Source organism: Nocardiopsis sp. CC223A (assembly GCF_030766825.1).
Classification (GTDB): Bacteria; Actinomycetota; Actinomycetes; order Streptosporangiales; family Streptosporangiaceae; genus Nocardiopsis.
In genome coordinates, this window is sequence record NZ_JASFDV010000075.1 from 1 (window position 1) to 14,491 (window position 14,491).

12 protein-coding genes are annotated in these 14,491 nt (G+C 71.8%); 5 read left to right on the top strand and 7 right to left on the bottom strand.

Features of this window, described 5'->3' with window-relative positions:
- Positions 1 to 674: 674 nt before the first annotated feature.
- From serB to QJS33_RS24310, 3 genes are all read right to left on the bottom strand, one after another.
- On the bottom strand, positions 675 to 1,946 hold the full coding sequence (gene serB, locus QJS33_RS24300; RefSeq protein WP_306370386.1) for a phosphoserine phosphatase SerB: 1,272 nt from the start codon (positions 1,944 to 1,946) through the stop codon (positions 675 to 677).
- A 112-nt stretch (positions 1,947 to 2,058) separates the two neighbouring features.
- Positions 2,059 to 2,700, bottom strand: coding sequence for a DUF1707 domain-containing protein (locus QJS33_RS24305; RefSeq protein WP_306370387.1), 642 nt, complete (start codon positions 2,698 to 2,700; stop codon positions 2,059 to 2,061).
- Positions 2,701 to 3,482: 782 nt separating this feature from the next.
- Positions 3,483 to 4,256 (bottom strand): hypothetical protein, encoded by a 774-nt coding sequence (locus QJS33_RS24310; RefSeq protein ID WP_306370388.1) that lies wholly within the window; start codon positions 4,254 to 4,256, stop codon positions 3,483 to 3,485.
- Positions 4,257 to 4,335: 79 nt separating this feature from the next.
- Here QJS33_RS24310 and QJS33_RS24315 point away from each other — a divergent pair, with 79 nt between their 5' ends.
- The 3 genes from QJS33_RS24315 (at position 4,336) to QJS33_RS24325 (ending at position 7,468) form a co-directional block, all read left to right on the top strand.
- Positions 4,336 to 5,121: an ABC transporter ATP-binding protein gene (locus tag QJS33_RS24315; protein WP_306370389.1), complete on the top strand. Its 786-nt coding sequence runs from the start codon at positions 4,336 to 4,338 to the stop codon at positions 5,119 to 5,121.
- A gap of 440 nt (positions 5,122 to 5,561) precedes the next feature.
- A complete protein-coding gene (locus QJS33_RS24320; protein WP_306370390.1) occupies positions 5,562 to 6,485 on the top strand; it encodes an SPFH domain-containing protein in 924 nt (307 codons plus the stop codon).
- Between the two features lie 224 nt (positions 6,486 to 6,709).
- A complete protein-coding gene (locus tag QJS33_RS24325; RefSeq protein ID WP_306370391.1) occupies positions 6,710 to 7,468 on the top strand; it encodes a sulfite exporter TauE/SafE family protein in 759 nt (252 codons plus the stop codon).
- A gap of 36 nt (positions 7,469 to 7,504) precedes the next feature.
- Here the strand turns inward: QJS33_RS24325 and QJS33_RS24330 are convergent, their stop codons facing one another.
- The 3 genes from QJS33_RS24330 to QJS33_RS24340 all read right to left on the bottom strand — a co-directional run bounded on the left by QJS33_RS24330 (position 7,505) and on the right by QJS33_RS24340 (position 9,896).
- A complete protein-coding gene (locus tag QJS33_RS24330; RefSeq protein WP_306370392.1) occupies positions 7,505 to 8,128 on the bottom strand; it encodes an HD family hydrolase in 624 nt (207 codons plus the stop codon).
- Between the two features lie 158 nt (positions 8,129 to 8,286).
- On the bottom strand, positions 8,287 to 9,312 hold the full coding sequence (locus tag QJS33_RS24335) for a S9 family peptidase (protein WP_306370393.1): 1,026 nt from the start codon (positions 9,310 to 9,312) through the stop codon (positions 8,287 to 8,289).
- Complete coding sequence (locus QJS33_RS24340; protein WP_306370394.1) at positions 9,306 to 9,896, bottom strand: TetR/AcrR family transcriptional regulator; 591 nt, start codon at positions 9,894 to 9,896, stop codon at positions 9,306 to 9,308. The genes QJS33_RS24335 and QJS33_RS24340 overlap by 7 nt, the downstream gene beginning before the upstream one ends.
- A 289-nt stretch (positions 9,897 to 10,185) precedes the next feature.
- Between QJS33_RS24340 and QJS33_RS24345 the strand changes: the two genes are divergently transcribed.
- Both QJS33_RS24345 and add read left to right on the top strand, forming a co-directional pair.
- Complete coding sequence (locus QJS33_RS24345) at positions 10,186 to 11,664, top strand: aldehyde dehydrogenase (NADP(+)) (RefSeq protein ID WP_306370395.1); 1,479 nt, start codon at positions 10,186 to 10,188, stop codon at positions 11,662 to 11,664.
- A gap of 348 nt (positions 11,665 to 12,012) precedes the next feature.
- On the top strand, positions 12,013 to 13,068 hold the full coding sequence (gene add / locus QJS33_RS24350; protein WP_306370396.1) for an adenosine deaminase: 1,056 nt from the start codon (positions 12,013 to 12,015) through the stop codon (positions 13,066 to 13,068).
- A gap of 64 nt (positions 13,069 to 13,132) precedes the next feature.
- Here the strand turns inward: add and QJS33_RS24355 are convergent, their stop codons facing one another.
- A complete protein-coding gene (locus QJS33_RS24355) occupies positions 13,133 to 14,257 on the bottom strand; it encodes a CapA family protein (protein ID WP_306370397.1) in 1,125 nt (374 codons plus the stop codon).
- Positions 14,258 to 14,491: the final 234 nt, after the last annotated feature.

Below are 14,491 nucleotides of genomic sequence, written 5' to 3' on the forward strand. Positions count from 1 at the left end.
GAATGCCCCGGTTCACCCTCCGGGCTGTGGCCGGGGTTCCCGGGCGGGCGGACAACCCCCCGGGGCGGGGGCGGCGCGACACCCTCCGGCAGGGGCTGAGGTTTCCGGTCGGGTACAACCCCCTGGGGCCGGGGCCACGGTTCTCTTCCCGGCTGTGGCCGGGGTTCCCGGGCGGGCGGACAACCCCCCGGGGCGGGGGCGGCGCGACACCCTCCGGCAGGGGCTGAGGTTTCCGGTCGGGTACAACCCCCTGGGGCCGGGCACCCCACTGGCGTGACACGGCTCGGGCTGAGCTTCCCGGTCGGGTGAACAACCCCCCTGGGGTGCAGGCTCCGGTTCGCCTTCCGGCTGGGGCCGGGGATTCCGGTCAGGGGAACGACCCCCTGGTGCCGGGCCGGGAGGACCACTGCGGCCTGTACCCCTCTGTGTCCGGGACGGAGGCGATGCCCACCCCGGCCCTTCGGAGTCGAAGGAGATGATCCTCCCGCCGGCTGTGGCAGGGTCCCCGAACAGCGCACCGGTCACCCCCCACAGCGTTGAAAGGAGACGGGCGGGCACACAAGCGGGCCCGGACGGGACCGGCCCGACCCGGTCCGCAAAGACCACCACGCCCCCACCCCCGCCGCGGGCTTCGCAGGCATGTTCCGGTTCTGAGAACACAGCCCGACGGGGTGCTACAGCGCCGTGCCCCCGGTTGATGCGGGCTCGGCCTCCGCGTGCAGGTCGGCCGCCTCGATCTCCTCCCGGGTGATCCCCAGAATGAATGCGATCGTGTCCAGGTAAGGCACGTTCACCGACGTGTCCGCCTGTTGGCGGACCACCGGCTTGGCGTTGAACGCCACACCCAGCCCGGCCGTCTGGAGCATGTCCAGGTCGTTGGCGCCGTCCCCCACGGCGACGGTCTGCTCCAGCGGCACCCCCGCCTCGCGGGCGAACCGCTCCAGCGTGACCGCTTTGCCCTTGCGGTCCACGACCGGGCCGACCAGACCGCCGGTCAACTTGCCGTCGACGACTTCCAGGGTGTTGGCGGCGGAGTAGTCCAGGCCCAGCCGCTCCACCAGCACATCCGTGATCTGGGTGAATCCGCCGCTGACGATGCCGCACTCGTAACCGAGCCGTTTGAGCGTGCGGATGAGGGTGCGGGCGCCGGGGGTCAGCTGGATCTCCTCGCAGACCTTCCCGATGGCGGTGGCGTCCAGGCCCTCCAGCAGAGCGACCCGGCGGCGCAGGGACTCCTCGAAGTCCAGTTCGCCGCGCATCGCCTGTTCGGTGACGCGGGCGACCTCCTCCTCACAGCCCGCATGGGCGGCCAGCAGCTCGATGACCTCGCCCTGGATCAGAGTGGAGTCGACGTCCATGACGATGAGGTGTTTGGCGCGGCGGTGCAGGCCGCTGGGCTGTACGGCGACGTCCACGCCCTGGGTGGCGGCCTCCATGGCCAGTTCGGCGCGCAGCTGTGCCAGACGGGCGGGATCGCCCGCGGCACCGGAGATCTCCATCTCCACGGAGGTGACCGGGTAGCTGGACAGACGCTCGATCCGGTCGATATTGGCGCCGGCCCGGGCCACACAGGAGGTGATGGCGCCCAGTGCGCCGGGGCGCAGCGGGTCGGCGAGCACGGTGACGTGCAGCCGTGCTGCGGAGGAGGACTCGTTGACCCGGTTCTGTGCGTCCCCGGAGGCGTAGTCGACCTCCATGTCGAGGTCGATCGCGGTCTTGTCGAGCGCGTTGCGGACCTCTTCGAAGACGCGGTGGCGGCTCACTCCCGGGGCGACCCGCTCGTCCACCTCCAGGACGGCGCCCAGTACGAGGCGTCCGGCCAGGACGACCTGCTCCAGGTCGACGATGGTCACGGGGAAGACGGAAAGGGTGCTCAACAGGCGTGCGCTGATACCCGGGCGATCGCGGCCGGTCACCGTCACCAACAACGTGGTTTCATCATTCATGGCGTTGTCCACGGTACTCGGCCGCCCGGTGGCACCGTCGCCCAGGATGCTTCTTTTCCCAGCTAGTTCACTATGTGGACACCCGGGACGGGGTGTTCCCGGGGGTCGGTCGTCACTTGTTCTTCTTCGACTTGCGCGGTTTCTTCGCCTTGACGGAGACCCCGCCCAGCATGCAGGTGCCGGTGAGTCGGATGACCGGTGCGTTCGGGTCGGTCACCTGGTCCGTTCCGTGCAGTTCGGTGCCGCCGAGAATTCCGGACGTGTTGTTGATCACCCTGACCCCGTAGGGGACGGTGATGTCGACCCCGCCGAGGATGACGGCGACCTGGATGGTGACCTCTCGGCGGCTCAGGACGGCCTCGCGCAGGTCCAGGTCGACTCCGCCGCACAGGACGGACACGTTGGTGCGGGGCTCGACCAGCCAGCGGCCCTTGCGTTCGCAGCCGCCGAACACGGCGACCATGTTCTCCGAGCCCTTGCTCTGTCCGGCGAGGTCGCGGGCCTCCTGGCCCAGGATCTCCATACCGTCGGTCCCGGGCGCGCCGTCGACGGTGGTCTGGAACGGGCTGTGTCCGGAGGCGGGCAGGTCGGAGACGATGGGCGTGAGCTCGCCCATGGTCTTGGCCCTGTAGAGGGTGTCGAGGCGTTCCTCGTGTTCCACGGGGGTGAGGCGACCCTCCGCCAGCGCTTCGCGCAGGCGTTCGGCAACCTTGTCACGGTCCGCGTCGGAGGCTCGGATGTGCTCGGGCTGCATGGTGCGGGTCTCCTCCTCGATCGTGGGCCGGGCTCGGCCGCACTACAAGTATGGGTTCGGGCCTGTCGCGGACGGATCAGGTATCTTCCCTGGCCCTACCCTGAGACTTCCCCTCAGGCCCCCGGTCCCCGGTCCCCGGTCCCAGAATGCCCCTTTCGGCCCGTGCCGACCAGAGTTTGTACCGGGTCGTGATCAACGAACTCCGTGGTTCGCCGGGCGGGTGCCCCGCGGGGCGTCGAAGGCACGGGAACGGGCGCGGGAACGGGCACGGGCACCGGTGATCCGCGGCTGTGCCGTGTGGGAGCGCGTGACCGGAGGGGTGCCCGCCACGGGACGGCGTGTCAGCGCACGGCGAGCCGGTCCACCAGCGGTTCCGCCCTCCGCTCGGCATCCCTGCGGGCAGCCGTCCCGCCCGGGTCAGGGTGGCCGGCCCGGGCCGGGACGCCGGAACAGCTCGGTGTCCAGCCCGGGTGGACGCCGCATCCCCGGCGACCTCGCCGGGAGTCCCCGGTGGGACGGCGGAGCCGTCCTTCAGGGGCTCGGGGGTGTCCCCGTGGGCGAACGCCGTGCCGCCGTCGAGCTGGAACACGGTGTCGTGGACCGCCGGGTCGCGTGTGGCGGGCGGCCCGGTGAACCCCCACCCCACATCGGTCGGCCGCGCACGCGTCGCGCAGGACCATCCACCGGATCGGAGGTCGGTCGCGGGGAGAAGAAGCGGAGAACACGGCGCAGGAGGGCCGGCTGGTCGACCACGGCCCGGTGTGTGCTCCGGGGGTGCGGGCTCAGAGCGGTATCGAGGAGTGCGCGGCCACCAGGGCCCGGCGCACGGCCGCGTCCAGCCGGCGCAGGGACCGGGACCTCAGGTCCGCCTGGTGGGCGTTCATGCCGCGGCCGGTGTGGGCGTCGGCCAGGCCCACGACCGCCGCCAGCCGCGCCGCCTGCTCGGCGACGCCGCGGGCGCGCTGCGGATAGGCGGTCGGGAGTACCCCCGCGGTACCTGCGGCCGAGTCCAGTGTGTTCACCCGGTGTCGGACGTCGGGTGAGAACCCGGTGAAATCGTCGACGCCCTCCAACTCGCGGGCGACCTCGATGAGGGTGAGCTTGAGCGCCTGCTCGGCTTCGGCCAGATCGGGTACCTGGGGGATCGTGTCGTTGGCCGGATACGGGGCCCAGGAGACGCCCACATAGGATGAACCCCGCCGGTCGGTCGTGGGGACCAGCCCCACCTGGCGGTCGGCGAGTCGGAGCAGTACCCCCTCCCGTGCCTCCAGCGCGGCCTGGTTGAACTCCCCGGGGCCGACCAGACCCAGCGGGTCCCCTTGTACGGGCAGTGCCAACCGGAACGCCGAAGGTCTTGTGCCGGGCAGGCCACGAAGTCGTACCAGTGCGGCCCGCAGCGGTACGCCCTCCTCGAAGGGCAGGTCCCCCGGCGGTACGGTCCCGATGAGCTGGGGCCCGCCGCGGCGTTCGACGGCGTCCACGGCCTCGTCCAGGCCGACGTGCCCGGACAGCCAGGCGTTGCCCCAGGCGACGAGTGTTGCGGACGTGGAGTTCATGGCTCCAGGGTAGGTCGGCACTGCACCGGCCAGGTCGGCACTGCACCGGCGCGGGACGCGAGTGACGTGAGGGAGAACGATGGACGGTCGGGTTCTGGGGCTGAGCGGTGTCACCGTACGGCGGGGTGACGCGCTTCTGTTGAACGGTGTGGACTGGTCGGTGTCGGAGGGTGAGCGCTGGGTGGTCCTGGGCCCCAACGGCGCGGGCAAGACCACCCTGCTGAACGTGGCCTTCAGCCAGCTGTACCCCACCTCGGGCGAGGTGGAGATCCTGGGCGAGCACCTGGGCCGGGTGGACGTGTTCGAGCTGCGGCCGCTCATCGGGTACGCGGGGGCGGCGATCGCCAACCGCATCGAGGAGGGCACCCCGGTCCTGGACCTGGTGCTGAGCGCGGCCTACGGGTACCTGGGCCGGTTCCGGGAGGAGTACGGCGTCCCCGACCTGGGCCGGGGGCGGGCGCTGCTGGGCCACTGGGGTGTCGGAGACCTGGCCGACCGCGAGTTCCACACGCTGTCGGAGGGCGAGCGCAAACGGGTGCTGATCGCCCGGGCACTGATGTCGGACCCCGAACTGCTGCTGCTGGACGAGCCCGCGGCGGGCCTGGACCTGGGCGGCCGCGAGGACCTGCTGCGCCGTCTGGGCTCGTTGGCCCGCAACGAGGCGGCGCCGGCCCTGGTGGTGGTGTCGCACCACGTGGAGGAGATCCCGGTCGGCTTCACGCACGGGCTGCTGCTGCGCGAGGGCGGCGTGGTCGCTGCGGGCCCGTTGGACGAGGTGATGACGGCCGACAACCTGTCGGAGACGTTCGGCCTGCCCCTGAAGGTGGAGCGCGACGGCGACCGCTGGAACGCCCGGGCGGTCTGACCCCGGACCGGTTCCCGCTCTCCCGAGGCTTCTCTCCCCTGCTCCTCTCCCGTTCTCCCGTGCCCGGCCGGCGGTCCTCCGCCGGCCGTTCCCCTTCCCCGGACCCCTGGTATCGGACCCTTGGTGCCGGAACCGGGTGCCGGAACCGGGGGCCATGGTGAACCGTGTCCCAAAACAGGGATAAGGAGTACGAAAACAGTGCGATCATATTGACCTTAAATACTGTCTCTGTCCGGATATGGCTCCTCCATGTGACTTCGGGTACCGTCTTCGGCGGTGAGCGGAACGCTCCAATTCGGCGCGCTTTATGATCATCGGGTGGGCGGGGCCGGGCGCTGCGCGGCCCGTGCCCGCGTTGCCTGCACCCCCGTCGGGAGAACCGGAGCTGCCCAGATGTCGATGTCGAATACCGCCCCGGCGCACGAAAAAGGGGTGATCGCATGACCATGATCATCATCGTCGCCCTTTTCGTCGCCGTTCTTCTTCTCATCTTCTGGCGGAGCGTGCGCATCATCCCGCACTCCATGCAGGACGTGGTCGAACGCTTCGGCAAGTACCACCGCACCCTGGACTCCGGATTCAACGTCGTCATTCCGGGTGTCGACCAGGTCCGCGAGCGCATCGACCGCCGGGTCCAGGTGGTGAGCTTCCCGCCGCAGTCCGCCATCACCGAGGACAACCTGGCCGTGGAGGTCGACTCCGCGGTGTACATCCGGGTCGTGGACGCCTACCGCGCCACCTACGAGGTCGCCAACTTCATCCAGGCGGTCGAGCAGCTCACCCTGGCCACGCTGCGCAACGTCATCGGCGGCATGAACCTGGAGGGGACCCTCACCTCCCGCGACCAGATCAACCGTGAGCTGAAGTCGGTGCTGGACGAGGCCACCAGCGACTGGGGCATCGAGATCAGCCGCATCGAGCTCAAGGGCATCGAACCCCCGAGTTCGGTGCAGGAGGCCATGGAGATGCAGATGCGCGCCGACCGCGAGAAGCGCGCGCAGCTGCTCAGCGCCGAGGGCGAGAAGCAGTCCGCGGTGCTGCGGGCCGAGGGTGAGCGGTCGGCCGCGGTGCTGCGGGCCAAGGGGCAGGCGGAGGCGCAGATGCTCACCGCCAAGGCCGACGCCGAGGCCCAGACCCTGCGGGCGCGCGGTGAGGCCGACGCCATCCACATGGTGTTCAAGGCCCTGCACACCAGCAAGGTCGACCCCGACGTGCTGGCCTACCAGTACCTTCAGAAGCTCCCGGAGATCGCCAAGGGCGACGCCAACAAGGTGTGGATCGTGCCGTCCGAGATGGGTCAGGCCCTCCAGGGGGTGGGCGCCGCGTTCCAGCGCCTGCGCGACGAGGTCGTGCGGGTGCCCTGACACCCCGCCCCCGCTCCCCGGCCCCCCACCCCCGTCCCCTCATCCGCTTCCCGGACCTTCCCGGTACCTGCCGGTCCCGGGGCGCCCGAGCGCCCCGGGACCTTTCGGCTTTCCGGGACCGCCCCATCCGGTGGATGACCCGATGATCGGCTCCCGGAGGCCGCTCTCGTAGTCTGTGGGAGCCCTCGACGGTCGGGGAGCGGAGAAGCCAGGAAAGCCGGACTATGGAACTCTGGGAGGCAGCGGCCGTCCTGCTGGCGGGGATCGCCGCCGGGGGGATCAACTCCATCGCGGGATCGGGGACCCTGTTCACCTTCCCCGTACTCCTGGCCCTGGGGTATCCGCCGATCACCGCCACCATCTCCAACAGCATCGGCCTGGCACCGGGCAGCATCAGCAGCGCCGTCGCCTACCGCAGGGAGCTGTCCGGGCAGCGCGCCCGGGTGATCCGGCTGGGCGTCATGTCGCTGCTGGGGGCGGTCACCGGCGCGCTGCTGCTCATCTACCTGCCCGCCGGGGTGTTCGAGAAGGTCGTGCCGTTCATGATCGGCGCGGCCTGTGTACTGATCGTCCTCCAGCCGCGCGTCACCCGCTGGGCCCGGGCCCGCAAGCCCGCGCGCAAGGACGGTGGTCCGTTGCTGCCGGTGGGGGTCTACCTGACGGGCACCTACGGCGGCTACTTCGCCGCCGCCCAGGGCATCATCCTCATGAGCATCCTGGGTGCCTCCCTGGACGACGACCTCCAGCGGCTCAACGGCCTGAAGAACCTGCTCGCGGGGATCGTCAACGGCGTCGCCGCCGTGTTCTACATCGTGCTGGCCTCACCGTCGTGGCCGGTGGTCGGCCTCATCGCGGTGGGTTCGATCCTCGGCGGCTACCTGGGCGGCCGGTTCGGCCGCCGGCTGAGCGCCGCGGCCCTGCGCGTCGTCCTGGTGATCGTGGGCCTGTCCGCGGCGGTCCAGCTGCTCGTGGGGCGGGTCTGACCCGACCCCCGTCCGGGTCCTCGCCCCCGGCGGCGGTCAGGCGCGGAAGTACCCGCGCCGGTCGGCGTCGTCGACGAGCGCCGTCGCGTACGCACCCAACGCCTCGGACCCCTCGGCGATCAGCTTGACCTTCTCCATGACCTGGGCCCGGGTGATCCCGAACCGCACCCAGGTGCCGCCCTCGTTGTGCCAGTTCGCGAGCATCGGCGACAGCCGGTCCACGGCCCGGGCGAACCGCGCCTCGGCGGTGGTCCTGGCCTCGAACTCCTCCCAGAGGGCGCGGGCGAGCTCGGCCTGGTCCTCGGGGAGCAGCGGGAAGATGCGGTCGGCGGCGGCGCGCTCGCGTTCGGCCTGGGTCTGCGAACTGACCTGGTCGAACAGGAAGGTGTCGCCCGCGTCGATCTCCACGATGTCGTGCAGCACCAGCATCTCGACGACCTTGTCGATGTCGGTGCCCTCGGGGGCGTACTCGGCGAAGGTGCGCGCGGTCAGCGCCAGATGCCAGGAGTGCTCGGCCGAATTCTCCCTGCGGGACCCGTCCACCAGCAGGTTCTGCCGCAGGATGCGCTTGAGTTTGTCCACCTCCAGAAGGAAGCGGAGCTGCGCGTTCAACCGCTCGTTGTCGACCCCGCTGGCAAAGACCGGTGCCGGTTCCGTCACGTGGTTCGCCCTCCTGAAGGATGAGTCGAAACGGTCAGGTGGACCGCCCTTGAGCGGCCGCCCCTGGATGATCCCATGGAACGCGGACCGGCTGTCGCGGCGGCGTCCGTTAAGGGGACGGCCGGGAATGTGGCGGGGTGCACACGATGAACGCGTTGTCACGGGGCGGTGGCGGTCGTGCGCGGACCGCCACCGGGGTGCCGACCTTCCTCCGAACCGGCCCGGACCTGCGCGGAAGCCGTGAGGTGACGGTGGAACCACTCGGTCAGGGCGCGGTCGGCGAGTACGCCGCCGGGGGTGAGCGGGCCCGGTTCCAGTCCGGGTTCGGAGCCGATGGCGTGGGCCAGATCGGGGATCACGATGTGACGGAGCGCATGGTCGGTCCCCTCGGGTGACACGGGTACGGTGGCCTCCTGCTTGACGCGGCGGCCGCGCCGCCGGAGCAGGCCCGATCCCCGTTCCCGCGGTGCCGCGGTGCCCAGGAACTCGGCGCGCAGCGCCTCGTGCAGGCCCAGGCCGTGCTCGGGCGGCAGCACGTCGTCCCGGCCGCCGCTGACGACCAGCACCGGGACGCGGCCCCGGGCGACCTCGGCGGCCCGGGCCGTGAAATCGAACCGCTCGCGGACCGTCAGCGCGTTCTCGGTCCAGCCGTAGGGCGTGCCGTGGTTGCGCTCCCTGGCGGCCAGCACGGGCGCCGGGTCGGTGACCGGGTTGACCAGGGCGACCGCGCCGACCGGCAGGTCGCTCTCGGCCAGGGACAGCAGGGCCGCGGACGCGCCCGCGCCCACGCCGACCAGGCCGACCGGGTCGTCGGTGATCGGGAACAGGGAGCGCAGCTCGGCGACCAGCCGGGGCAGTTCGGCGGCGGCCCCCTCGACCACCGGGCCGAACAGCTCCATCAGGTAGTCGCTCTCCCCGCGGCGGCCGATCTCGGGCACACCCCCTTCGGGCAGCCGGGCGCCGAACATCGGCAGACCCGGGTAGACGCGCCAGGCGGGCAGGGACGCCAGGGGCACCGTTCCCGCCAGGGCGGCCTCGCTGCGCGGTGGCTCGAACGCGTGCAGGCCCAGGATGAGCGGTGCCGGGTGTGCGCCCGTCGCCGGGGGCAGGGCCAGGAAGGGGACGCCCGCGGCGGTCCCGGTGACCGGGGCGGACCTGCCGTCCGGCGTGGTGTCGTCTACCACCGCGCCTCGCCTTCGTTGCGGCGGGAGAATTCGGTGAGGTAACTGCTCACCAGCCGCTTCGCCTCGTTGATGAGGTCCGGGTCGCCCTCGGGGTCGTCCCGGAACGCCAGCTTGAGCACGGCGTCGGCGGCCTCGACGGCCACGTTGATGGCACGGTCGAGCTCGTCGCTGTCGGGGATGCCGGAGGCGGACACGACGATCTTGCGCAGCCGGATCGAGATGACCCGGTTGTTGTCGGTGCCGCCGTTGAGCAGTCGGGTGTCGACGATGTCGCCGAAGTGCAGGCTGCGAAAGCCCGGCACGTTGCGGTGCATGTCGATGTACTCGTCGACGATGGTGTCGACCGCGCCGGTCCAGTGGCCGAATGACACCCCGGCGAGGCGTTCGGTGATCCGGGCGCCGAACTGGTCGAGGAATCGCAGGCCCAGGGCCTGGGTGATCGCCTTCTTGTCGGGGAAGAACTGGTACACCGAGCCGATCGCGACCCCGGCGCGTTCCGCGATCCGGGTGGTGGACAGGTTGTCGTAGCCGACCTCGTCCAGGATCTCGGCGCAGCAGTCGAGCATTCGCTGGACGCGGAGCATGCTGCGCTGCTGGGCCGGCCGCCTCCGCAGCGGGGCCTGCGCGAAGGCGAGCTCGTCCGTGGAGACACGTGCGTGACCCGACCCGTTCTTGCCTGCGGGGGTCCTCCGCGAACGCGGGGGCGTTGAGCTTCGGGAATTAGTCGTCACAGCACCTATGATGCCGTTCCGGAATCACCTGGTTCCGGGGAAATTCCAGTTTCGTTCTGCGGAGTCTTCCTTCCGTGCCGCCGTCAGGGCAGGGTAGTGGCGTGCCCGAGGCCTCACAGCCATTGCTCTTGGAGGTTGAGTCATGAACACCCCGCTGCCGACCGAGGACTCGCGGGACACCACGCCCGAGCAACTCGACGCCGTCATGGAGCGCGCGGCGGCCGCCGCGCCGCTGCTGGCCGCGCTCGCCCCGGCCGAACGGGCCCGGCTGCTGCGGGCCGTCGCCGAGGCCCTGGACGCCGCCGCCGACGACCTGGTGCCCCTGGCGCAGGCCGAGGCGCACTATCCGGAGGCCCGCTGCCGCGGCGAGCTGGGCCGCACCACCTTCCAGCTGCGGCTGTTCGCCGACGTGCTGGAGGACGGTACCTACCTGGAGGCCATGGTCGACCCCGCCGACCCCGACTGGGGCACCCCGCGCCCGGACGTGCGGCGGGTGCTGGTGCCGCTGGGGCCGGTCGTCGTCTTCGGGGCCAGCAACTTCCCGTTCGCGTTCGCCACCGCGGGCGGGGACAGCGCCTCGGCGCTGGCCGCCGGCTGCCCGGTGGTCGTCAAGGCCCACCCCGGCCACCCGCGCCTGGCCCGGCGCACCACCGAGGTCGTCGTGGCGGCGCTGTCCGCCGCGGGCGCCCCGGAGGGGGCGTTCGCCCTCGTCGAGGGGGTCGAGGCGGGGCGGCTCGCGGTCCTGCACCCGCTGACCCGGGCCGTCGGGTTCACCGGCTCCATTCCGGGCGGGCGGGCGCTGTTCGACCTGGCGGTGTCGCGCCCGGACCCCATCCCGTTCTACGGGGAGCTGGGCAGTGTGAACCCGGTGTTCGTCACCCGGGCGGCCGCCACCGCCCGCGGGGAGGAGATCCTCTCCGGGTACGCCGACTCCGCGAACCTGGGCGCCGGGCAGTTCTGCACCAAGCCGGGCGTGGTGTTCGTGCCGGAGGACACCAAGCTCGACACGCTCGTCGCCGACTTCGCGGGGCGTGGCACGGCGCCGCTGCTCAACGACCGGGTCGCCGACGGGTTCGCCCGCGGGCTGGACGCCCTGGCCGGGCACCCGGCCACCGAGGTCCTGGTCCAGGGGGCGGCGGACGGTGACGGCGGTTGGTCGCCGTCGCTGCTGCGCACCGACCTGGACGCGCTGCTGGAGCACTCCGAGACCCTGCTGGAGGAGTGCTTCGGCCCGGCCACGCTGGTGGTGACCTACGCCGACGAGCGGCGGCTGCTGGAGGCCGCGGGCGTCCTCCAGGGGCAGCTCACCGTCACCGTGCACGGCGAGGAGGACGATGCGATCGCGCCCGCGCTGCTGGCGCTGGGCGCGTCCGTGGCGGGCCGGGTCGTCTGGAACGGCTGGCCGACGGGGGTGGCGGTCACCCATGCCATGACCCACGGCGGACCGTACCCGGCGACGACCGCGCCGCTGCACACCTCGGTGGGCAGTACCGCGATCCGCCGCTTCCTGCGTCCGGTCACCTACCAGTCGGTGCCGGACGGCCTCCTCCCGGAGGCCCTGCGCGACGCCAACCCGCTGGGCGTCCCGCGCCGCCTCAACGGCGCGCCCCCGGCGGTGTGACGCTCCCGGCCGGGGCGGGTGCGAGCCCGCCCCGGCCGCGGCCCGACGGCCGCCCTGCCGTGGCCCGGTCCGCCGCGGTGGGAGCATGGGAACGGCCGGGGGACCGTACCCGGCACGGGGCCATGTCCCGTGGAGTGGTGTGTGGAGTGGTGCGAGGACAACGGTTGTTCGAACAAGAACGAATCGCCGACCGGCGCGCCGTTACCTCCGGGACCCTGGAGCCGAACGAAGTCACACCACTCGGCGGGACACCGTCCGGCACGGCATCGGGGCCGCTACCTGACGGGTGGGTGTGAGGTTCTCCGGAAGGCTTTGGCGGCCGGAGCCGGTCGGCCGTAGTCTCCCGCCATGAGCAGCCACCCGAACCCCGTCCCCGAAGCCGTCGAGGCGTTGATCCGCGACCTGCCCAAGGTCGAGCTCCACGTCCACCTCGAAGGCTCCATGCCCGCCGAGACCCTCTTCGGCCTGGCCCGTCGCCACGAGGTGGAGTCCGTCCCCGACACCTTCGCCGCGTTGGAGGCCTGGTACGAGTTCACCGACTTCCCGCACTTCCTCGACGTGTACCTGGCCTCCGTCGACGCCCTGCGCGAGGAGGCCGACTTCGCCCTGCTGACCTCGGCGGTGGCCGAGCGGCTGGCCGCGCAGAACGTCCGTTACGCCGAACTCCACATCAGCCTGTACACCCACCTCATGCGCGGGGTGCCCGCCCGGGTGGTGTTCGACGGGGTGGAGTCCGCCCGCCGGGAGGCCGAGCTCGCGCACGGCATCCGGCTGCGCTGGATCCCCGACTTCCCCACCGACTTCGGCCCTGAGAGCGCCGAGCAGACCCTCGCGGCGGTGCTGGCCGACGCGCCGCCCAGCACGGTCGGGTTCGGGGTGGGCGGTACCGGCAGCACCCTGGTCCCCTACGCCGACGTGTTCGGCCGGGCCCGTGCGGCCGGGTTGGCCAGCCTGCCGCACGCCGGGGAGCACGGCGGCCCCGAGCGGGTGGTCGAGGCGCTGGACCTGCTCAAGGCCGAGCGCATCGGGCACGGCATCGACTCCATGCTCGACGGCGACCTGGTGGAGCGCCTGGTCGACGAGCAGGTCCCCATCGACGTCAGCCCCACGTCCAACGTGTGCACGCGTGCGGTGCGGCGGATCGCCGACCACCCGCTGCCCGCCATGCTCGACGCCGGACTCCTGGTCACGCTCAACACCGACGACCCCACCATGTTCGGCACCGACCTCACCGAGGAGTACCGCACCGCCCACCGGCTGGGCCTGGGCCCGGCCGACCTGGTGCGGCTGGCCGCCAACGGCGTCCGGGCCTCCTACCTGGGGGCGGCCCACCGGCACGCGCTGCTGGCGGAGATCGCCGAGGTCGCCGCCCGGCACGGGGTTCCGGCCCCCGCGGTGGTCTGACCCGCCCCGGACACGGGTCCGGGCGTCCGCGTCGGCCGACGCGGACGCCCGGAGGGCCCGTGGATCAGGCGGGGGAGTCGGTCAGCGGCAGACCGCACTCGTTGCGCATGTCGATCCAGGTCTGCGCGGCGCTCTCGGCCGCGGCGCCCTCGTAGGGGACGGGCACGCCGCCCTGGATCTGGGCGGGCAGCCAGTCGGCCTGGGTGACCGAACCCTGGTCGAAGGTGAGGGTGAGCACCCCGGTCTCGGCGGTCGGGCCGTTGAAGTTGTAGAACACGAAGTTGCTCAGCCCGTAGTGGACGTAGGAGTCACCGAGGAACCCGCCGGGGGACAGCACGTGCGCGTGTCCGCCGACGACCGCGGTCGCACCGGCGTCCACCAGTTCCTGGGCGAGGGTGGGGGCGTGCGGCAGCGGGCAGTGCGAGCCCTCCAGGCCCCAGTGCAGGAACACCACGACGTTGTCGTACTGCCCGGCGGCCTCGGCGACGGCGTCGAGCATGTGCTGCTTCATCTCGCCCTTGGTGGAGGCCATGCCGGGCTTGCCCTCGCCCGCGGTCCACTCCGCCATGAGGTGGTCGTCGAGCACGTCGGTGGCGCCGAACATGGCGACGGTCTGCCCGTTGACCTCGGCGACGTGCGGTGCGTACGCCTCCTCGATGTCGTTTCCGGCGCCGACCAGGGAGACGTCGGAGGCCTCGCCGTTGGCGAGGGTGTCGGCCAGGCCGTCGGCCCCGTAGTCCATGCCGTGGTTGTTGGCGACGGTGGCCACGTCCACGCCCGCTTCGGACAGCGCGTCCAGGGCGGTCGTGGGCGCCCGGAAGAGGAACTGCTTGCCGGGGGCCGGGGTGCCGCCCTCGGTGATGGCGGTCTCCAGGTTGACCATGGCCAGGTCGGCCGCGGCCAGGTGCTCGGAGATGGGGTCGAGCGCGGTGGCCGGGTCATCCAGGCGGGGGCGGAGCATGCCCTCGAACATCACGTCGCCGCCGAAGGCGACGGTGAACGGCTCGGTGGCGACCTCCGGCTCGGGGCTGGCGTCGGGTGAGGAGGAGGCTTCGCCGCCGGCCGCCCCTTGGAGCTGCTCCGGGTCGTCTTCGGCCGAGGAACAGGCGGCGACGAGCAGGAGGGCGAGCGTCGCCGCCCCGATCGGCAGGGTCCTGCGCGCGCGGGTGCGGATGGGTGCGGGTTGCATGCATGCTCCAGAAGGGGCGGGGGAAACGGGGGGCGTGTCCTGAGGTTCAGGACGCGCGTCGTACGTCTCCGGTTGGCCGATGCGCGCGAATTCGGGAACCCCGTCCCGTTCGCCACCGGCGACTACTTTTCGTGTTCAGGGTATTGCCAAAAGTGTTCATCTGCTGGGTTCGACATCGTCGGGCCCGGGTGCGGGGGGTGGCGGCCTTCGGGTTCAGGGTACGTGTTCTTGACC